The organism is Pseudomonas sp., from assembly GCF_030147005.1.
Taxonomy (GTDB): Bacteria; Pseudomonadota; Gammaproteobacteria; order Pseudomonadales; family Pseudomonadaceae; genus Aquipseudomonas.
In genome coordinates, this window is record NZ_JASLAW010000173.1 from 1 (window position 1) to 19,769 (window position 19,769).

The 19,769-nt window shown below is 60.2% G+C and carries 19 protein-coding genes and 1 pseudogene; 11 read left to right on the forward strand and 9 right to left on the reverse strand.

The window, feature by feature from the left end; translation table 11 throughout:
* Window positions 1-201: 201 nt before the first annotated feature.
* Genes Q1V60_RS15960 through Q1V60_RS15975 form a run of 4 tightly spaced genes read right to left on the reverse strand, consistent with a single transcriptional unit; the run spans window position 202 to window position 3,007 of the window.
* Window positions 202-921 (reverse strand): PA5502 family lipoprotein, encoded by a 720-nt coding sequence (locus tag Q1V60_RS15960; protein WP_300632107.1) that lies wholly within the window; start codon window positions 919-921, stop codon window positions 202-204.
* 37 nt (window positions 922-958) lie between these two features.
* On the reverse strand, window positions 959-1,747 hold the full coding sequence (znuB, locus tag Q1V60_RS15965; RefSeq protein ID WP_300632108.1) for a zinc ABC transporter permease subunit ZnuB: 789 nt from the start codon (window positions 1,745-1,747) through the stop codon (window positions 959-961).
* On the reverse strand, window positions 1,740-2,525 hold the full coding sequence (znuC, locus tag Q1V60_RS15970; protein WP_300632109.1) for a zinc ABC transporter ATP-binding protein ZnuC: 786 nt from the start codon (window positions 2,523-2,525) through the stop codon (window positions 1,740-1,742). The genes znuB and znuC overlap by 8 nt, the downstream gene beginning before the upstream one ends.
* A complete protein-coding gene (locus Q1V60_RS15975; RefSeq protein WP_300632110.1) occupies window positions 2,525-3,007 on the reverse strand; it encodes a Fur family transcriptional regulator in 483 nt (160 codons plus the stop codon). The genes znuC and Q1V60_RS15975 overlap by 1 nt, the downstream gene beginning before the upstream one ends.
* A 58-nt stretch (window positions 3,008-3,065) precedes the next feature.
* Between Q1V60_RS15975 and Q1V60_RS15980 the strand changes: the two genes are divergently transcribed.
* Complete coding sequence (locus Q1V60_RS15980) at window positions 3,066-3,995, forward strand: zinc ABC transporter substrate-binding protein (RefSeq protein WP_300632111.1); 930 nt, start codon at window positions 3,066-3,068, stop codon at window positions 3,993-3,995.
* A gap of 62 nt (window positions 3,996-4,057) precedes the next feature.
* Here the strand turns inward: Q1V60_RS15980 and Q1V60_RS15985 are convergent, their stop codons facing one another.
* On the reverse strand, window positions 4,058-5,011 hold the full coding sequence (locus Q1V60_RS15985) for a homoserine kinase (RefSeq protein ID WP_300632113.1): 954 nt from the start codon (window positions 5,009-5,011) through the stop codon (window positions 4,058-4,060).
* A 55-nt stretch (window positions 5,012-5,066) separates the two neighbouring features.
* Complete coding sequence (locus tag Q1V60_RS15990; RefSeq protein ID WP_057725690.1) at window positions 5,067-5,357, reverse strand: DUF2782 domain-containing protein; 291 nt, start codon at window positions 5,355-5,357, stop codon at window positions 5,067-5,069.
* Window positions 5,358-5,431: 74 nt separating this feature from the next.
* Between Q1V60_RS15990 and polA the strand changes: the two genes are divergently transcribed.
* Window positions 5,432-8,227: a DNA polymerase I gene (polA, locus tag Q1V60_RS15995; RefSeq protein ID WP_300632115.1), complete on the forward strand. Its 2,796-nt coding sequence runs from the start codon at window positions 5,432-5,434 to the stop codon at window positions 8,225-8,227.
* A gap of 267 nt (window positions 8,228-8,494) precedes the next feature.
* Here the strand turns inward: polA and yihA are convergent, their stop codons facing one another.
* Window positions 8,495-9,136 carry a ribosome biogenesis GTP-binding protein YihA/YsxC gene (yihA, locus tag Q1V60_RS16000; protein WP_300632117.1) on the reverse strand — a complete coding sequence of 214 codons (642 nt, stop codon included), beginning with the start codon at window positions 9,134-9,136 and terminating at the stop codon, window positions 8,495-8,497.
* A gap of 188 nt (window positions 9,137-9,324) precedes the next feature.
* On the opposite strand from yihA, the pseudogene Q1V60_RS24960 reads away from it, so the two are divergent.
* The 6 genes and pseudogenes from Q1V60_RS24960 to Q1V60_RS16025 all read left to right on the forward strand — a co-directional run bounded on the left by Q1V60_RS24960 (window position 9,325) and on the right by Q1V60_RS16025 (window position 14,800).
* Window positions 9,325-9,548: pseudogene (locus tag Q1V60_RS24960) on the forward strand (cytochrome).
* Between the two features lie 33 nt (window positions 9,549-9,581).
* Entirely contained in the window at window positions 9,582-10,193 is a 612-nt protein-coding gene (locus tag Q1V60_RS16005; RefSeq protein ID WP_300632119.1) for a cytochrome c4, read from the forward strand.
* Window positions 10,194-10,361: 168 nt separating this feature from the next.
* Complete coding sequence (gene dsbA, locus Q1V60_RS16010) at window positions 10,362-10,997, forward strand: thiol:disulfide interchange protein DsbA (protein WP_300632122.1); 636 nt, start codon at window positions 10,362-10,364, stop codon at window positions 10,995-10,997.
* Window positions 10,998-11,007: 10 nt separating this feature from the next.
* Complete coding sequence (locus tag Q1V60_RS16015; protein ID WP_300632123.1) at window positions 11,008-11,886, forward strand: endonuclease/exonuclease/phosphatase family protein; 879 nt, start codon at window positions 11,008-11,010, stop codon at window positions 11,884-11,886.
* Window positions 11,883-13,937, forward strand: coding sequence for a diguanylate cyclase (locus tag Q1V60_RS16020; protein WP_300632126.1), 2,055 nt, complete (start codon window positions 11,883-11,885; stop codon window positions 13,935-13,937). Before Q1V60_RS16015 ends, Q1V60_RS16020 begins: the two co-directional genes overlap by 4 nt.
* 86 nt (window positions 13,938-14,023) lie before the next feature.
* A complete protein-coding gene (locus Q1V60_RS16025; protein WP_300632128.1) occupies window positions 14,024-14,800 on the forward strand; it encodes an N-acetylmuramoyl-L-alanine amidase in 777 nt (258 codons plus the stop codon).
* Between the two features lie 9 nt (window positions 14,801-14,809).
* Here the strand turns inward: Q1V60_RS16025 and Q1V60_RS16030 are convergent, their stop codons facing one another.
* Window positions 14,810-16,597: an ATP-binding protein gene (locus Q1V60_RS16030; protein WP_300632131.1), complete on the reverse strand. Its 1,788-nt coding sequence runs from the start codon at window positions 16,595-16,597 to the stop codon at window positions 14,810-14,812.
* A 10-nt stretch (window positions 16,598-16,607) separates the two neighbouring features.
* Window positions 16,608-17,954: a sigma-54-dependent response regulator transcription factor AlgB gene (gene algB, locus Q1V60_RS16035; RefSeq protein WP_300632134.1), complete on the reverse strand. Its 1,347-nt coding sequence runs from the start codon at window positions 17,952-17,954 to the stop codon at window positions 16,608-16,610.
* 409 nt (window positions 17,955-18,363) lie between these two features.
* On the opposite strand from algB, the gene Q1V60_RS16040 reads away from it, so the two are divergent.
* The 3 genes from Q1V60_RS16040 to Q1V60_RS16050 all read left to right on the forward strand — a co-directional run bounded on the left by Q1V60_RS16040 (window position 18,364) and on the right by Q1V60_RS16050 (window position 19,361).
* Window positions 18,364-18,648 carry a hypothetical protein gene (locus Q1V60_RS16040; protein ID WP_300632137.1) on the forward strand — a complete coding sequence of 95 codons (285 nt, stop codon included), beginning with the start codon at window positions 18,364-18,366 and terminating at the stop codon, window positions 18,646-18,648.
* A 78-nt stretch (window positions 18,649-18,726) separates the two neighbouring features.
* Window positions 18,727-18,891, forward strand: coding sequence for a DUF1328 domain-containing protein (locus Q1V60_RS16045; protein WP_003187386.1), 165 nt, complete (start codon window positions 18,727-18,729; stop codon window positions 18,889-18,891).
* 2 nt (window positions 18,892-18,893) lie between these two features.
* Window positions 18,894-19,361, forward strand: a complete 468-nt coding sequence (locus Q1V60_RS16050) for an inhibitor of vertebrate lysozyme family protein (RefSeq protein ID WP_300632140.1) — start codon at window positions 18,894-18,896, stop codon at window positions 19,359-19,361.
* The last annotated feature ends 408 nt before the right edge of the window (window positions 19,362-19,769 follow it).

Genomic DNA, 19,769 nt, shown 5'->3' on the forward strand with positions numbered 1-19,769 from the left:
TGCGACCTGTGGCGAGGGAGCTTGCTCCCGTTGGGGCGCGAAGCGGCCCCAAAAATGGGACTGCTACGCAGTCCAGCGGGAGCAAGCTCCCTCGCCACAGTGACCGGTTCTGTCTTAACTGACTGGCATTAGGGCAAGCCCCCTCCCACACTTGAATGTATTCACAGTTCAAATGCGGGAGGGGGCTTGCCCCCGATGCGTTTAGTCTGCCTTACGCGGAATCAGCACAACCTGCGCCGGAATATGCTTCAAAATCTGCCGGTGAATTTTCAGGTCATACCCCGCATCGATACGCTTGACCCGTTTGGTCAGCAAAGTGGCCAACCACGGGTAATCCTGGGTGCGTGGCACCTGGATGCTGACGTCGCACTGGTAATTCACCACGTCGGTGGCGATGGCATCCAGCTGATGGCGCATGTCTTCGACATCCGCCAGGTTCAACGCCACGGTGGTGCTCGGCGCCGCCGGGTCGATGACTTTGGCGGCGGGCTTGGCTTCGGCAGCTTTCAAGGCGGCCTCGGCCTGATCCAGCTCGGCTTTGCGCGCATGGCTGATGGCGCTGTTGACGCCACCGGTCAGGGCCGGAGCCTTGGGCATCAGTGCGCGGGCACGGCTCAGGGCTGTGGCGGCGGCGTTGACGTCACCTTTTTGCAGCACGATCTGGCTGCGCTGCAGGTAAGCTTCGGCCAACTGCCGCTGGTAGGCCTCAAGCGCCGGGTCATTGGGCGACTGGGCCTGCAACGTGGCGAGCTGGTCTTCGGCGGTGGCCAATTCGCTGCTGGCCAGGTTTTGTTCCAGCTGCGCGATGGCCGCAGCGCGTGGGTCCGGTGCTTCGGGAGCGCCGGGCGGTGTGCTTTGACAGGCGCCCAGCAGCAGGGAAAATGCGGCAAGGAGCAGATAACGGAAAGTGAACGGCTTCATTCCTGCGACTCTCTATTTGCGCAAAAAGCGAGCAAGTCTACACCCCTCGACGGGGCAGGACAAAACTCAGCAGAAACAGGGCAGCCGCCGACACCACAATCGACGGCCCGGCCGGCGTGTCCTTGAACCACGACAACGCCAGGCCCCCACACACTGCCAGCATGCCCAACACGCTGGCGCCGATTGCCATTTGCTCCGGCGAACGGGCATGGCGCTGAGCGGCGGCGGCGGGAATGATCAACAGTGACGTGATCAACAATACGCCGACAATCTTCATCGCGACAGCAATCACCACCGCGATCAACAACATCAGCGCCAGGCGCAGGGCTGGCACGGGCAAGCCTTCCACCGTGGCGAGTTCTTCGTGCACGGTGATCGCCAGCAGCGGGCGCCACAGGCTCACCAGCAACACCAGCACCGCCGCGCTGCCGCCCAGGATCCACGCCAGATCGGTAGGGCTGATCGCCAGCAGATCGCCGAACAGGTAGGCCATCAGGTCGATGCGCACTTCATGCATGAAGCTCAGCACCACCAGTCCCAGGGACAAGGTGCTCGGTGCCAGAATGCCCAGCAGCGTATCGGAGGCCAGCGGCTGGCGCTGTTGCAGCGTCACCAGTAACACCGCCAGCAGCAGGCAGCCGACGGTGACCGCGATGGTCGGGCTCACATCCAGCAGGAAGCCCATGGCCACGCCGAGCAGCGCCGCGTGGGACAGGGTGTCGCCAAAGTACGCCATGCGCCGCCAGACCACGAACGAGCCCAACGGGCCCGCCACCAACGCCAAAGCCAAGCCTGCCAGCAGGGCGTAGAGCAGAAAATCAGCCATGCTTGCAGCTATCTCCATGAACATGAGGGTGGGGTGCGGCGGGATCTTCAACCACGGCGCCATGCAGATCATGGGCGTGATCGTGATGGTGGTGGTAGATCGCCAGGCTTGGCGCATTTTTGCCGAACAGCTCGACGAATGCCGGGTCGCCGCTGACCTGTTCCGGGTGACCGGAGCAACACACGTGACGGTTGAGGCAGACCACTTGGTCGGTGGTGCTCATCACCAAGTGCAAATCGTGGGAGACCATCAGCACGCCGCAGCCGTGGCGGTCGCGCAGACGGGTGATCAGGCTGTACAGCTCGGCCTGGCCGGCGACGTCGACGCCTTGCACGGGCTCATCGAGCACCAGCAACTCCGGCTCGCGCAACAGGGCGCGGGCCAGCAGCACGCGCTGCATTTCACCGCCGGAGATGCTTTGCACCGGGCTGTCGATCACCTGTTCGGCGCCGACTTCCTTGAGTGCCGCCTGCGCGCGAGCACGGTCGACGCCGGGCACCAGGCGCAGGAAGCGCAATACTGAAAGCGGGAGCGTAGGGTCCACATGCAGCTTTTGCGGCATATAGCCCACGCGCAGCTTGGGCTTGCGCCACACGCTGCCGCGGTCGGGCTTGAGCAAGCCAAGCACGGCGCGCACCAGGGTGGTCTTGCCGGCACCGTTGGGCCCGATCAGGGTAACGATCTGCCCAGGCTCCACGCTCAGCGCAATGTTATCCAGCACGTTTTGCCCGGCGAATGTGACCCCGACCTGCTCCAGGCGGATTAACGCATTGCTCATCAAGCCCCCTGACAGCCCGAGCACAGGCCGACCACTTCGACCGTTTGCCCTTCGACGCTGAAGCCGACTTCGGCCGAGCATTTGATGATGGCGTCACTGATGCTTTTTTGTTCAAGCTCGATGGCGGCGTGGCACTGGCGGCAAATCAGGAACTGGCCCTGGTGCGCATGTTCCGGATGGTTGCAGCCGACAAAGGCATTGAGCGAGGCGATGCGGTGCACCAGGCCGTTTTCCAGCAGGAAATCCAGCGCACGGTAAACCGTGGGCGGCGCGGCGCGGCGGCCGTCCTGCTCGCTGAGTACGCCGAGGATGTCGTATGCGCCCAGCGGCTTGTGGCTTTGCCACACTAATTCCAGCACGCGACGACGCAACGCGGTCAGGCGCAAACCCTTCTGCGCGCAGAGGGTATCGGCCTCCGACAATGCGCTGTGAACGCAGTGAGAGTGATCGTGGGGACGGCTGGCAAGCGGTGTTATTGGCATGAGCGGCGACAGATATTTGATAGAGACGTTATTATGTTACCTGTTCCTACGCCATTGAGTGGTCATCGTGTCCCGACTTTTTCCCGTTTTTGTCGTATTTATCACCAGTTTGTTCGTGGCTGGCGCCGCTCAGGCCGAGGTCAAGGTGCTGACCAGCATCAAGCCGCTGCAGCTGATCGCCGCCGCTGTGCAGGACGGGGTGGCCGTTCCAGAGGTGCTGCTGCCGCCGGGTGCGTCGCCGCATAACTTTGCATTGCGCCCATCCGACGTACGGCGCGTGCAGTCGGTCGACCTGCTGTACTGGATTGGGCCGGATATGGAGACGTTTCTGCCACGCGTGCTGAAAGGTCGTACTGCGGCGACGGTCGCCGTACAGGATCTGCCAGGTATGAAACTGCGTCGCTTCGGCGAAGACAGCCACTCTCACGCCGATGATGCCGACGAACATGATCATGATCATCGCCCTGGCAGCGTGGATGCGCATTTGTGGCTGTCGACGGTGAATGCGCGGGTGATCGCGGCGCGGATGGCAGCTGACCTCAGTGCCGCCGACCCGGCCAACGCCGAGCGTTATCAGAGCAATGCGAAGGCCTTCGAGGGCCGCCTGGATGCGCTGGATACGCGCCTGAAAACGCGACTGGCCGGCGTTGATGGCAAGCCTTACTTTGTCTTCCATGAAGCCTTTGATTACTTTGAAGACGCTTACGGCTTGAAGCATGCCGGCGTATTCAGCGTTGCAGCCGAAGTGCAGCCGGGCGCCCAGCATGTGGCGGCGATGCGTACGCGTTTGCAGGAAGTGGGCAAGACTTGTGTGTTCAGCGAGCCGCCTTTGCGACCAAGGTTGGCTGAGACGCTGGTGGCGGGTTTACCGGTGAAGCTGGCGGAACTGGATGCACTGGGCGGCTACACCCCGGCCACGGCCCAGGGCTACGAGCAGGTGCTGGAAAAACTCGGGAATGACCTGGCCGGATGCCTGGAATCGCTGTAACAGCCGGCGCAATCCCCTTGTGGGAACTGGCAAGCCAGCTCCCACATCAACCGAGACGGTCGTTAAAGGGCGAACGGCAGGTTGACGCTGACCTGCTGGCGCTGCGCCAAGCGATGCTCGAACTCCGCCGGGTCATGAATCAATACATCCTGCCCGGCAAACGACTCAGCTGCGATCAGCCGTGACAGCCAGAACCGCACGCACGCCACGCGCAGCATGGTCGGCCATAGCTCGGCTTCCTTCGCGGTAAATCGCCGCAGCCCCGCATAGGCACCCAGCAACGCACGGGCGCGCTGGCCATCAATCACGCCATCGACATCCGAACACCAGTCATTCAAGGCGATGGCGACGTCGTACAGCATCGGTCCCGAGCAGGCGTTGTAGAAGTCGATCAGGCCGGTCAGGTGCGTGCCTTCGAACATAGCGTTGTCGCGAAACAGGTCGGCATGAACGTTGGCGCGTGGCAGGGCGAGGATCTGCGCCTTGTGGGCTTCGATCTCGCTCAACGCATCCTGCAAAAGGCGCTGTTGCGCGTCGTTCAGGTGCGAAATCAACTGCGCGCCTTCACTGAGCATCCAATCCAGCCCGCGATCGGTCTTGCGCTCCAGTACCTTGTCGCCCTGGGTCGCCAAGTGCAGGTGGCCGAGCAGGTCGCCGACCTGGGCGCAATGCTGGGCGTTGGCGTTCGTGACGTGCTTGCCGGCCAGGCGTGGCTGCAGCAGGGCCGGTTTGCCGGCAAGCGTGCGCAGGGCCACGCCGTCGGTGGTGCGCAGGGCATAAGGCACGGGCAGGTCGGCGTCGTGGAGCACGTCGAGCAGCTCGATGAAGAACGGCATTTCCGTGACAGGGCCACGTTCAACCAGGGTCAGGACGAACTCGCCCTGCTCCAGGCTGATAAAAAAATTGGTGTTTTCGCTACCGGCGGCAATCCCCTGGAAATCAAGCAGGCGGCCGAGCCCGTAAGGGGCAAGAAAAGTTTCCAGCTCGGGCCGAGCCAGGGGGGTGAACACAGACATGGTTAAAACTGCCGTTACGGGCGCCGCTCAGGGCGGCGCCGTTGAAGTTAGGGAATCATTTCCATTCGAAGATCTTCCATGACGGGATCAGCATATCCGGCTGGTCAGAGCGGATGAAGTTTGCGTCGGTTCCGTCCGCGCGTACCAGGAAATACGGTGGAGCACCTTTTGGCGTTACCTTGATGGCGTACAGGAAGCCGTTTTGCCGGTACTCCTGAATAGTCTTGTCGCCTTCCGTGCGAATGGTTACTTCCGGATCACCCGAAGGGGCATCGTCTGCCGCCATGGCAGCCATCGGAGCGAGTGCAATCAAGCCAGTGAACAGCAGGCGATTGAATGTACGCATGATAACCTTGTCCCTTTGTTTTCATTGGTCCGGCTATTCTAGCGCCTGACCCGCCGAAAAGGTTGATCCTGCTCATGAGCCAAGCGCCCCTCGTCCTGGTGGACGGTTCTTCTTATCTGTACCGCGCCTTCCACGCGCTGCCACCGCTGACCACCTCCAAAGGCCTGCCGACCGGTGCGGTCAAGGGCGTGTTGAACATGCTCAAGAGCCTGCGCAAGCAATACCCGGACAGCCCGTTCGCCGTCGTGTTCGATGCCAAGGGTGGGACCTTTCGCGATGAAATGTTCGCCGATTACAAAGCCAATCGCCCGAGCATGCCCGATGACATGCGCCTGCAGATCGAGCCCCTGCACCAGAGCGTGATCGCCCTGGGCTTCCCGTTGCTGTGCGTCGAAGGCGTCGAGGCCGATGACGTGATCGGCACCCTGGCCCGCAGCAGCGCCGCCGCTGACCGCCCAGTGGTGATCTCCACCGGCGACAAGGACATGGCGCAGCTGGTGGACGGGCACATTACCTTGGTCAATACCATGACCGGTAGTTCGATGGACATCGAGGGCGTAAAGGAGAAATTCGGCGTCGCTCCGGAGCAGATCATCGATTATCTGGCATTGATGGGCGATTCATCCGACAACATCCCTGGCGTTCCCGGCATTGGTCCGAAGACCGCCTCCGGTTTGCTGGTAGGGGTCAATGGGGGCCTGAAAGAGCTGTATGAGCAGTTGGACATTGTGCCGACCCTGCCGATTCGTGGTGCGAAGACATTGGCGGCCAAGTTGGAAGAGCACAAGGAGATGGCGTTCCTGTCCTATCGGCTGGCGACGATCAAAATCGACGTGCCCCTGGATATCGGCCTGGACGACTTGCACCTGATCGAGCCGGATCGCGAAAAGCTGCTCGAGTTGTACACGCTGCTTGAATTCAAGAGCTGGTACGAAGAGATCCAGCGCGATACCAAGCGTGTCGAGCTCAAGACGGCGAGCGAAGTTGCTCCGGTCGCCGACGTGCTCGTTGAGGCGGTCATATCGGTGCCGGTGGAGACGGTTTACACCACCATCCTTGACCAGGCCACGTTCGATTTCTGGCTGAAGAAACTCAACGATGCGACGTTATTTGCCTTCGACACCGAGACCACCGGCATCGACGCCCAGCGGGCCCAGTTGGTTGGGGTTTCATTCGCGGTGCAGCCCCACGAAGCTGCCTATGTCCCGCTGACGCATGCCTATGTCGGCGCGCCGCAACAATTGGACCGCGACACTGTGCTGCTGGCCTTGAAGCCGCTGCTGGAAGACCCGACCAAGCTCAAGGTCGGCCAGCACGCCAAATTCGACATGAATATCCTGGCCAACTGCGCCATCGGTGGCGACCCGGCGCAGGGTATCACCGTGCGTGGCATCGCCTTCGATACCATGCTCGAATCCTACGTACTCAACTCCACCGCGACCCGCCATGACATGGACAGCCTGGCCAAGAAGTACCTGGACCACGACACCGTCAGCTTCCAGGACATCGCCGGCAGGGGCGCCAAGCAACTGACATTCGACCAGATCGCCCTCGAGCAAGCCGGCCCATACGCCGCCGAAGATGCGGATGTGACGTTGCGCCTGCACCAGAAGCTGCATGCGCAGCTGGCGGCGATCCCGAGCCTGGCCAGTGTGCTGACGGATATCGAGATGCCGCTGGTGCCGGTGCTGGCGCGTATCGAGCGCCAGGGCGCGCTGGTGGACAAGGCGTTGCTCGGCATCCAGAGCATCGAATTGGGCAACAAGATGGTCGAGTTGGAGCGCCAGGCGTTCGAGATCGCCGGCGAAGAGTTCAACTTGGGTTCGCCCAAGCAGCTCGGGGCGATTCTCTACGAGAAACTGGGGATGCCGGTGCTGAAAAAGACCGGCAAGGGTCAGGCATCCACCGCTGAAGAAGTGTTGGCCAAACTGGCCGAGGATGATTTTCCGTTGCCAAAGGTGCTCATGCAGTACCGCAGTATGAGCAAGCTCAAAAGCACCTATACCGACCGCCTGCCGGAGCAGATCAACCCGCGTACCGGGCGTATTCATACGTCTTACCATCAGGCGGTGGCGGCGACCGGGCGTTTGTCCTCCAGCGATCCGAACCTGCAGAACATCCCGGTGCGCACCGCTGAGGGGCGCCGCATTCGCCAAGCGTTTGTCGCGCCCAAGGGTTACAAGCTGCTGGCAGCGGACTATTCGCAGATCGAACTGCGGATCATGGCGCACCTGTCGAAGGACGAAGGGTTGATGAATGCCTTTCGCAATGATCTGGACGTGCATACCGCCACGGCGGCCGAGGTGTTCAAGGTTGAATTGACCGAGGTCACCTCCAACCAGCGCCGCAGCGCCAAGGCGATCAACTTCGGCCTGATCTACGGCATGGGCGCCCAGAAGCTCGGCAAGGACATAGGCGTCGACACCAAGACCGCCAAGGCCTATATCGATGTGTACTTCGCCCGCTATCCCGGGGTGCGCGAGTACATGGAGCGCACTCGTGCCCAGGCGGCGGATCAAGGCTATGTGGAAACCTTCTTCGGACGACGCCTGTACTTGCCGGATATCAACTCCAACAAGCCTCAGGAGCGCGCCGCGGCGGAGCGCACTGCGATCAACGCGCCCATGCAGGGCACGGCAGCAGACATCATCAAGAAAGCCATGGTGAAGGTGGACAATTGGCTGGCCGAGTCGGGCCTGGACGCCAAGGTCATCCTCCAGGTGCACGACGAACTGGTGCTGGAGGTACGTGAGGATCTGGTCGAAGAGGTCAGCCAGAGGATCCGCGAGCATATGAGCGCCGCAGCGCAGCTGGACGTGCCATTGGTGGTGGACGTGGGCGTTGGCGATAACTGGGACGAGGCTCATTGATTGCGCGGCTTCGCCATTACCGTGCGTGATGGCGAGGCGCTGTAGGTCGGAGGCGTCGTCAGTTATTTCAAAGTGTTTTTTAAGCCTGCCGGAACTTAAGGTGTGAACTGCCACTCAGAGGTACTGAATGGGTGGTGAAGCCCTTCAATGCTCCTATGTTGTGTTAAGTGTTGGCAGATATCTGGACCCCGCCCTAGCGGTCCGGAACTTGGACCCCGAACTTCCCTCCCCATACGAAGTCCGGGGTTTTTTTTGCCTGCGCAAACGTTATTCGGCGATTTGCGCGCCTTTGTCCGCCAATTCCATCCAGCCGGCCAGTACGGCGTATGCGTCTTCCAGGCCCATGCGTTTTGGGGCTGAGAACAGTTGGATGGTGATTGTGTCGCCCCAACCCTTACGGATGTCGGACTGCACTTTGAGCAAGGTGTTCTTGGCTGCGCCGTAGGTCAGCTTGTCGGCCTTGGTCAGCAGAATATGCATCGGCATGCCGCTGGCCACCGCCCAATCGAGCATCAACAGGTCGAAATCGGTCATTGGATGACGGATATCCATCATCAGGATCAAACCCTTCAAACTCTCCCGTCCACCCAGATAAGCCTCCAGGTGACGCTGCCAATGCAGCTTCAACGGAATAGGGACTTTTGCATAACCGTAGCCCGGCAGGTCGACCAGACGCCGATCATCGTCTAGCTTGAAGAAATTGAGCAGTTGCGTGCGACCTGGAGTTTTCGAGGTGCGCGCCAGGCTGGCGTGGGTCAGGGTGTTCAGTGCGCTGGACTTACCAGCGTTGGAACGGCCGGCAAAGGCGACTTCAAAGCCTTCGTCATCGGGGCATTGGTCCACTTTGGCGGCGCTGAGCATAAAGGTGGACTGTTGGCACAGGCCGAGGATGGGATTCTTGAGTTGCATGAGATTTCCGATGTGGGCGGTGCCGAAAAAGGGTGCGGCAAGCGGTGTCGTTTCCGTTTCAGTAGCGCCAGTATATAATGCCGCAGATTTTGTGTGTGCTTTGTCCCAGCGAAGGATGAAGTTCACGGGAGCGAAAGACCTTCATTGCGCATTAGAACGCAAAACGCTCTCAAACCCTGAAAAGGTCGATGTATGACCGATGGTTGCTCGCTTTTGGTGCCCTGATCCCGTTTACGGCGCTCAGGCTACACAGGAATCGGAAGCGCTGTACAACCGAGTTTGCGTGGTCGCGCTGATGCAGCGCGTGACCCGGGGTTTCAAGGCAATGCCGCCGCGTGGTTTGTGCATGGACTGCAGTACTGAGGATTACCAGGCCATCAATGAGTTGATGGTGAGTAAACCCGGTAGATAACTCTTAAACCCTTAGCCGTAGTTGGATTAGCTGATGAACAAACTGATCGTGAGTCTGCTGTTGACCTTGGGCATCACCGGTGTTGCCCATGCTGCAGGCGACGCTACCGCAGGGCAGGCGAAAGCCGCCGTGTGTGGTGCTTGCCACGGACCGGACGGTAACAGCCCGGCGCCGAACTTCCCCAAACTGGCAGGCCAGGGTGAACGTTACCTGACCAAGCAGCTGCACGACATCAAGGATGGCAAGCGCGTGGTGCTGGAAATGACCGGCTTGCTGGCCAACTCCAGCGATCAGGACATGGCGGACATGGCGGCATATTTTGCCAGTCAGAAAGGCAGCGTGGGAGCTGCTGATCCGAAACTGGTGGCCCGTGGCGAGAAGCTGTTTCGTGGCGGCGACCTGGACAAGGGCCTGCCCGCCTGTACTGGCTGCCACTCGCCAAATGGCGCAGGCAACGCCGCGGCAGGCTTCCCGCACTTGAGTGGTCAGCACGCTACCTATATCGCCAAACAGTTGACCGACTTCCGTAAAGAAGAAGCCGGCCGCGCCAACGATGGCGACGCAATGACCATGCGCACCATCGCTCGCAAGTTGAGTGACGAAGACATTGCCGCAATCTCCAGTTACATCCAAGGCTTGCACTGACAGGCGGCAACGTTAACGCTCGATTAATCCATCGATGCAAGCATAAAAAGGGTGGCTTAGGCCGCCCTTTTTTGTGGCCGCTGCCGTTACACTAACGAACTGATGTCCGCGTAGGCCTGTCACACCTAAAGGTCGCGCGAGGCGACTTTATTTGTCCAGGAGTAAAGCATGCGTAATCTGATCCTCAGCGCCGCTCTCGTCACTGCCAGTCTCTTCGGCATGACCGCACAAGCTGCCGACGTGCCGCTTGAGGCCGGTAAAACCTACGTCGAACTGACTAACCCGGTACCGGTTTCGGTACCCGGAAAGATCGAAGTGGTGGAGCTGTTCTGGTACGGCTGCCCGCATTGCTACGCCTTCGAACCGACCATCAACCCTTGGGCCGAAAAGCTGCCCAAGGACGTGAACTTCAAGCGCATTCCGGCCATGTTCGGCGGCCCATGGGATGCCCACGGCCAACTGTTCCTGACCCTGGAAGCCATGGGTGTGGAGCATAAGGTCCACAACGCGGTATTCAACGCGATCCAAAAGGAAGGCAAGCGCCTGACCAAGCCAGACGAAATGGCTGACTTCGTGGCCACCCAGGGCGTCGACAAAGACAAGTTCCTGGCCACCTTCAACTCCTTTGCTATCCAGGGCCAGATCAAAAAGGCCAAGGAACTCGCGCAGAAGTATGGTGTGCAAGGCGTACCGACCCTGATCGTCAACGGCAAGTACCGTTTCGACCTGGGCAGTACCGGTGGCCCTGAAGAGACTCTCAATGTTGCCGACCAGCTGATCGCCAAAGAGCGCGCAGCCAAATAAGGGGCTCGCCATGCGCCGCTGGGGTACCGAACGCGTAGTAGGCCTGCATGATCCGCAGGTCAACGAACATCACCTGGAATCCACAGGCCTGCCGGCAGACAGCCGTTTGCGCCTGCTCAGCTTCAATATCCAGGTGGGTAACAGTACCGAGAAATATCGGCACTATCTCACGCGTGGCTGGCAGCACTTGCTGCCGCACAAGGGGCGTACCGGCAACCTGCAAAAGATCGGCGACCTGCTCAGCGACTTCGACCTGGTCGCCCTGCAGGAAGCCGACGGCGGTAGCCTGCGCTCCGGCTACATCAACCAAGTGGAACACCTTGCCCAGCTCGGCGCCTTCCCCTACTGGTACCAACAACTCAATCGCAACCTCGGGCGCTTGGCGCAGCACAGCAATGGTGTGCTCAGCCGCTTGAAGCCGACAGTCATCGAAGATCACCCGTTGCCCGGCCCCAAAGGGCGTGGCGCGATCCTCGTGCGTTTTGGCGAAGGCCCGGAAGCGTTGGTGGTGGTGATGATGCACCTGGCCCTCGGCGGACGTACGCGTAACCTTCAGTTAGCCTACGTGCGCGACTTGATTGGCAACTACAAGCACCAGGTACTGATGGGTGACATGAACACTCATGCCAACGACCTGCTGTTGAATTCCCCGCTGCGCGACCTCGGCTTACTGGCGCCGCAAGTCGAAGCCACGTTTCCCAGCTGGCGTCCGCAGCGCTGTCTGGACCATATCCTGCTCAGCCCTAGCCTCACTCTGGAAAGAGTGCAGGTTCTGGCGCAGCCCATTTCCGATCACCTGCCGGTCGCGGTAGAGATTCGTCTGCCGGGTTCGCTGACGGCTGATGCATTACCCGCGTTGAGCCCCGGCCCTCGCGGACCTACTGCATGAGCGACGACGCCCAGCGCTGGAAAGAAAAGTACCTTCAAAGCATCGAGCACCAGGACAAGCTCGAACGCGGCTGGGCAGCCCGTCTCGACCTGCTACGCCGGGGGCTGGTGCGCAGCACGCTGGCGGCCGAGGGTACTGACCGCGCTGTCGATCAATGCATGAAGGAAATGCGCGATGTCGTGCGCACAGACGACATGGACGCTGCCCTTGCCGCCTTGCTGCCGCGTCTGGAAAAGGCCGTACTGGATTCTGAGCAGCGCCGCGAAACCCGCATCGACCAGATCAGCACCGCCCTCACCGCCCTGGTCGCACAGTTGCAGAAACTTCCGCTGCCCCGTGAGGTGGCGCGCCCGCTGAAAACCTTTGCCAAGCAGCTTGACGGTCGAGTCGGACAGGCACGGGAAATACCGCTGCTGCTCAGTGAATTGAGCAGCCTGCAAGCGCAGGCGCTGCATAACCTGGAGCCGGATGGCGAAACGCCGCGCGCCGGGCCTGGTTTATTGCAGCGCTTGTTTGGTGCCAAAGAGCTCTCGAACGAAGCGCCGGCGCCCGAACCCGAGGCGCCCCCTGCGCCCAAATCCGCCACGCCCTCGCCAGCTGCGCCTGAATCTCCAGAGCCGGCCCAATTCGAGGAGCTGACCCAGGCATTGCGGGCTTTTGCACCGTCGTCGCAAACAACGGCCGCCTCCGCGCCAGAGCCAGCGACACCCGTCGAAGAGGCGCCATCCAGCGCGACGTTCGAGCTCCAAGGGCCGGCTCAAACCTTTCCCGCGCCCACGCCTGACGAAACCCCCGAACCCACCGCGCCTGAAGCGCCGGTCGAGGAAGCCGCTGCCGAAAGCGCTCTCGCCGCCTTTATCGAAGCGCCGCAAGACCCCGTCGACACCCCTGAAGAAACGCTGATCGGCAGCCTTTCACTCCCGCCCGTATTGGATACCGTTGAATCTGACACGGATGCTCTGCAATCGAATGGTTTCTACGCCCTGCCCGATTCGCCCGAGCCGTCCTACAGCTCGGTTGCCAAGCATATTGAAGGCACCTTGCTCGGGCTGCTGGAAGATCTGTCCCTGCCCGAGCACCACCGCCCCCAGGCCGAAGCCATGCGCGAGCGCCTGGCCCATGGCTTGAACTGGTACGAGCTGCTGCCGATCCTCGATGACCTGGCGGTGCTGATGCTGGCCATTACCGACAGCGGCCAGCATGAGTTCGAGGCTTATCTTAAACAGCTCAACGAGCGTCTTGAGGCATTCCAGGGCCATTTGCAGTTCGCCAGTGAGGATCACGCCGACAGCCGTTCCGCCGCTCGTGAGCTGGACACGCAAATTCGCGAACAGGTAGACGGCCTGCAAAACAGCGTGCAGGAAGCAGCCGATCTGGGCAGCCTCAAGCAGGTGCTGGAAAGCCACCTTGAAGGCTTGCTCGGCACCATGGACGAACATCGGCAGCAGCGCGACCAACGCGAACAGGAAGTGGCCGCGCGCCTCCAGGGCCTGGCGGAGCGGGTGGCGAACATGGAGCACGAAGCCCAGGGCTACCGTGAGCATTTGGAGATACAGCGCCAGAAGGCGCTGCTCGATCCGCTCACCGGCCTGCCCAACCGTGCGGCCTGGAGTGAGCGCCTGGATCATGAGGTCAATGCCTGGCATCAGCGTGGCAACAGCCTGTCATTGGCCATGCTGGACCTGGACCACTTCAAGCGCATCAACGATGGCTACGGTCATTTGGCTGGCGATAAGGTGTTGAAGATCATCGCCAATGTGCTGAGCAAGCGCCTGCGGGCGACCGATTTTATTGCGCGCTTCGGCGGCGAAGAATTTGTGTTGCTGATGCCTGACTCAGCCTTGGCCGACGCTTTGGCCGTGGGTGAAGTGTTGCGAATGGCCATCGAGGCTTGCCCGTTCCACTTCAAGGGCGAGCCGGTGACCATCACGGTATCCATGGGGGTTGCGCAGTTCCAACCGGGCGAGCGCAGTGACCTGGCGCTCAAGCGCGCCGATGAAGCGCTCTACAGGGCCAAGGCGGCGGGACGTAATCAGGTGCAGGCGGCGTAAAAGATGTTCCGTTCTGTAATTTGGCCGCCCCGGATTTAACGTTACGTTACACTGTTGCGTTATCGTCCTCTGTGTATGACTCCCCCATGAAATCTCTCTTTATCGCTGTTGTAGTTGTTCTGCTCGCCGGCTGCTCTGCCGGGCCCCGCCTGAACACCAGCCATCCTTCGATGAACCACGACAATCGCGTGCAGTTCGTTGTGCTGCATTACACCTCGACCAACCTTGAGCGCTCCCTGGCGTTGTTGACCCATGGTCAGGTCAGCAGCCATTACCTGGTCGGCGATGACGCCTCAGGCACCCTCTACAAGCTGGTGGATGAAAGCCAGCGCGCCTGGCATGCGGGGGAAAGCGAGTGGATGGGGCGTACCTGGCTCAACTCCAGCTCCATCGGCATCGAGATCGTCAACCCGGGCTATAGCGATACCCCGACCGGCCGGGTGTGGTACCCCTACTCCGAAGCGCAGGTGAAGTCACTGGTGGTGTTGCTCAAGGACATCAGCAAGCGTAACGGGATCGAGCCGAAAAACATCATCGGGCACAGCGACATCGCACCGCTGCGCAAGTTGGACCCTGGCCCATTGTTCCCTTGGAAGCGTCTGGCCGATGAAGGCCTGGGGATTTGGCCGGATGCCCAGGCAGTGGCTCGATTCCAGGCGCAGTACGCCGCGCAACTGCCGAGCGTCAGCTGGTTCCAGCAAGAACTGGCGCGTCTGGGCTACCAGACACCGCAAAGCGGTGAGCTGGATGTGGCCACGCGTCACGTGATCGCGGCGTTCCAGATGCATTTCCGTCCATCGCTGTTCGACGGAACGCCGGATGCGCAAAGTGCGGCGATTCTACGCGCCCTCAATCAACGTTAGTCATTGCGGCTACAGAGGCAAGGCCATATAGAACTGCGTTCCCTGCCCCGGCCGTGAATACACACCCATGCGGCCACCGTGCAATTGCACGATCTCCTTGCACAGCGCCAGCCCCAGGCCGGCGCCGCCTTTTTTGCGCCCCACCTGCACGAAAGGCTCGAAGATGCGTCCTTGCTGGCCGTACGCAATGCCCTCGCCGTTGTCCTCGACGCTGATAATCACCCGTTCGCCGTGACGTCGCGCCTGCAAACGAATCTGCCCGTCTTCGGCAGTATGTCGCAGGGCGTTGCCCAGCAGGTTGTCGAGCACGCGCTCCAGTTGTGCCTGGTCGGCATACAAGCGTGGCAGGTCAGATTGAGCTTCCACCAGCAATTCAATGCGTTGCGCGTTCGCCTGCTCGGCGAATCGAGCCCGGGCATTTTCCAGCAAGCCGGTGACATCGCACGGCCCGAGCGTGAGTTTTTGCAGGCCGTTCTGATAACGCGAAAAATTGAGTAAATCGTTGATCAACTGCATCAACCGCTGCATTTCTTCATTGACCGTATCCAGCAGGTCCGCTTCGCGTGATTCCGCCGGGAACTTGGCCCGTTCGCGGAATAGCCCAAAGGCCATGTGCATGCCGGTCACTGGTGTTCGCAGCTCGTGGGAGGCGCGCAATACGAATTCGCTGCGCACCCGCTCAAAGGCGCGTTGCTCGGTGACGTCATGCAGCACCATCACCGCCCCCAGAATATGCCCCTGTGTGTGGCTCACCGGGGTCAGGCTGTACGTCAGCAGGCGCAACTCGCCTTCGACTTCCACCTCCAGATCATCCGGCGCCCGTTCCAGGTTGCCGCCGCGCAGCACCAGGTGCAGCTGTTCATCCATTTCCGGGCGGCCCAGCGCTTCGCCCAAGCCCTGGCCGAGGCGCTCCTCGTCCCAGCCCAATTGGCGTTGCGCGACAGGATTGAGGTGCTCAAGGTGACCTTGGCGATCAATCATCAGCAAGCCGTCGTCAATGCTGTCGAGCACTGCCTGCAACCGCTGCTGACCCGCGAGCAACTCATCGACATTGGTAGCCTGATGTTGGCGCAACGCCTGGGCCATGATGCCGAAGCGGCGGGTCAGTTGGTTCATTTCCGCCGCCGACGATATCGGAAGCGTCACTTCGAAATCGCCTTGCCCGATCTTGTCGGCAGCCTTGGCCAGCGCTTCGATTGGCCCGCCGAATCGCCGGGCGATGCCATGCGCGGTCACAAAGCCGATAATCAGCACCGCAAGGCCTACCAGCCCCAGCAAGCTCGCAATCAGCAGTGCGCGCTCACGGGATCTATGCTCGCTTGTGCTGATATTTTCCAGCGCCAGCTTGTGGTGGAGGATTAGCCCATTACGCAGGTTATTGAAGGTTTCAGTGAGCTTTTCCTTGCTGCCCGGTAGAGATGGGTTTTGCTGGGACTGGTCAAATGCCTGCAGCAGCTTCTCGTAGTCCTTGCGTGCCTGACTGAAGCCGTGGGTAAGACCGTCGCGCTGTTCATGGGCGATGCCCTGGTCCAGCAGCTCGAAGTAGTGCTGCTTGGAAGCTTGCAGGGCCGCTGGATCGGGGCGTTGTTCGAGCATCATCATCAGTTGATCGCCCAGGCTCTGGCGCAACTTGACTCCCAGGTCCAAGGTGACGAAGTTGGCGCGAATCAACGACTCCTGGGTCTTGGCCATCTGCATCACGCTGACCAGGCCCAGAATCAGCCCCAGCAGGGCCACGGTGATCAGCGCCGAGATGCTCAGGAACAGCCGAGTGCGCAGTTTCATCGCAAGCTTCATGAGGTACAGCTCATAGGTTGTACTGTTTACGTTTGCGATACAGGGTCGACGCGTCAATGCCAAGGGTGCGAGCGGCTTGGTCCAACGTATCGCTGGTGGCGAGGACGGCGCCGATATGGGCTTTTTCCAATTCGTCCAGGCTCAGTGCCGCACCAATGCGCGGCGCGTTGTTGGTCGGTTGCTCGGCCATACCGAGATGACTGATTTCGACTTTTTCCTGAGGGCAGATGATGCTGGCGCGTTCCACCACGTTGCGTAGCTCACGGATGTTGCCGGGCCAACGATAGTTGAGCAGTGCTTCGCGCGCCTGGTCGCTGAAGCCGCGCGCCGGGCGAGCATATTCCTTGACGAAGCGCGCCAGGAACCGGTCAGCCAGGGTCAGGATGTCCTCACTGCGCTCGCGCAGGGGCGGCAGGTGCAGGGTGATGACGTTAAGGCGATACAGCAGATCTTCACGGAAGCGGCCGTCGCGCACCATGTCTTCCAGGTTCAGGTTGGTGGCGGCGAGGATGCGCACGTCAGCGCGGCGGGTAACCGGGTCGCCCACACGCTCATATTCCTTATCCTGAATAAATCGCAGCAACTTGGGTTGCAACGTGAGCGGAAAATCGCCGATTTCGTCGAGAAACAGCGTGCCGCCGTCCGCCTGGTTGACGCGGCCCAATGTGCTTTCGCTGGCACCGGTAAATGCGCCGCGGCTGTGGCCGAACAGTTCGCTTTCCATCAGTTCTGCGGTCAACGATGGGCAGTTGATAGTTACGCAGGATTTCTTGGAGCGTTTGCTCCAACCGTGAATGGCCCGCGCCAACTCGCCTTTACCGGTACCCGATTCGCCGAGGATCAAAATATTGGCATCGGTCCCGGCCACCTGTCGCGCGGTTTCCAGTACCACCATCATGGCCGGGCTGTGGGAGTCGAGGCCATCCTTGGGCTGGCGCACCGCGCCTTCCAGAGCTTCGAGCCGTGCCGAGAGCTGGCGCACTTCCAATTGCTTGGCGGTGGCCAGGCGTAATTGGTCCGGGCTGCAGGGTTTGACCAGATAGTCGGCGGCGCCGGCCTGGATGGCATCCACAGCGGTATCCACGGCGGAGTGCGCCGTAACGATCACGACACGCATCCACGGCGCTTGAACACGCATATGCGCCAATACATCCAGGCCGTTGTCTTCGCCCAGGCGCAAATCGAGAAAACACAGGTCGAACACTTGGCGTTGCATCAAGGCGTCGGCTTGAGCCGCGCTGTTGGCGGTGGCAACGGTGTAGCCTTCATCTTCCAGGCAATAGCGGAAGGTACGGAGGATCGCGGACTCGTCATCCACTAAAAGAATGCGGCCTTGAAGTTCCTTGGCTGATTCCATCTGTCCCGCGCTCCTTAACTATGAATGTTGGTGAATGTTGGTGTTTAGTCCCGGAATAATCGGGCAAGTTGCATGGTTTATTCTGATCGATAAAAGGCAGCGTCGCGTAGCTATCTACACATCTTCCTACATGCCCCGGTAAAAGGCCCGATCTAGTGGCCTTTTCATGTCTTCTCGCCGCTTCGGCATCTCGTAACCATGTTCGATCCCTCGGCCCGACCACTGGCCATCGTGCATTTCGCACGGCTCTTGGAAGGGCATCGTGCAGGATGCTGTGCCGTATCTCCGCACTTAATTCATAACCTGTTGATTTATAAATGATTTATTTTGCAAAAAAACTGGCATGCGCTCTGCAATAGGTACTGCATAGAGCGTTATGAACGAATAATCAGAATGCGGGAGAAGCAGCATGACTCGCCAAAGCCTCAGCCAATTGCGTCTATCGCCGCTGCACCTGCAGCAAGGTCTGTTCGCCAGTCTGGCGTTGATGGTTACCTTGATTGCCGGCCAGCAGATGCAGCATTGGCAGCAGAGTCAGCCGCAAACTCCGCAATTCGAGCGTCCGGTCATGACCCAGACCCACTTCCGTTCCGTTGGCAGCACCGCCGCCGATGTAACCGCCCCGCAGCTGAGAGTGGCAGACCAGGATTCCACCCTGAGTGAACTGCCTGTTCAAGAGCGCTGGGTGTTCTAAGCAACACAACGTCGCTCATGCCGAGCGGCTGCATGGCATCACCGCTGTTACCCCTATGAAAGCTTAAGGAGAATCACCATGTTGAGTTGGGCAATCACATTTCTGATCATCGCCATTGTGGCTGCAGTCCTGGGCTTCGGTGGTATCGCAGGCACCGCTACGGGTATTGCCAAGATTCTGTTCGTGGTTTTCCTGGTGATGTTCATCGCTTCGTTCTTCTTTGGTCGTAAAGGCCGAGGCTGAATATGACCACTCTGCCTTTTAAAGCCATCGCTGCCGCCTTGCTGTTGGGCGGCAGTGGCCTGGTGATGGCCGCCAACGACGGCCAATCACGGGCCAACGAATTGCTCAGCACGGATGCGCAGTACCGTGAAACCTGGCAAGGCGTGGTGAAGAAAGAAGAGCGCCTGCCGGAATGGGTAATGAACCTTTCGAGTACGGCTGAGCAGATGAACGCTGTCGAAGAGGATGGCGACAAGTATTTGGTAGGGCCGCTGTGTGAAACGGCAGATACCTGTCTGAACAAGCGCCTGATCGTCGCCTTCAGCCTCGATAAGGAAGATGCCTACGCCATGTTGGTGGAAGTCCCGGCTGGTCTGCCGGCTGACAAATCCCCGACGCGGCACGCCGATTACCGTTTTCTCGGTAAGCCGGATGAAGGCATGAAGAAACTGCTCATGGAGCAGCTGAAGAAAGATCCGAATTGGTACTAGGTTCCGTTTCACGGAGCCGGCGTCCATAGAAAGAAGCCACTTTGCTTCTTTCTGTTTGCATTGCTCGCCAAGGGCGATGCATGACCAGGGGGCCGGGTTGCTCTGATCAATCAGGATCGGCGTGACCTACGGGCACAGGGAGTGCCTGCGCAAGGGCCGGGTCAGGTGAAAAGCTGCGACGCAAGTTCACAAGTACTCAAGCTTGCTGAACTTGCGGCGGGCTTCTGACGTGCCTAGCCGGTCATCATGCCGCTCATAGCCTGCATTCCTCGTTTTACCTTTCGCCAACCGTTACGTAGTGTGTCGGCGCGACCATCCATCGAGAAATTTTTCCTGACGCCAAGGGCTGATTCTGACGCCAGGCTGCGGATTTTATAGGCATTTCTCGCCAACTACCCAAGTCATGCA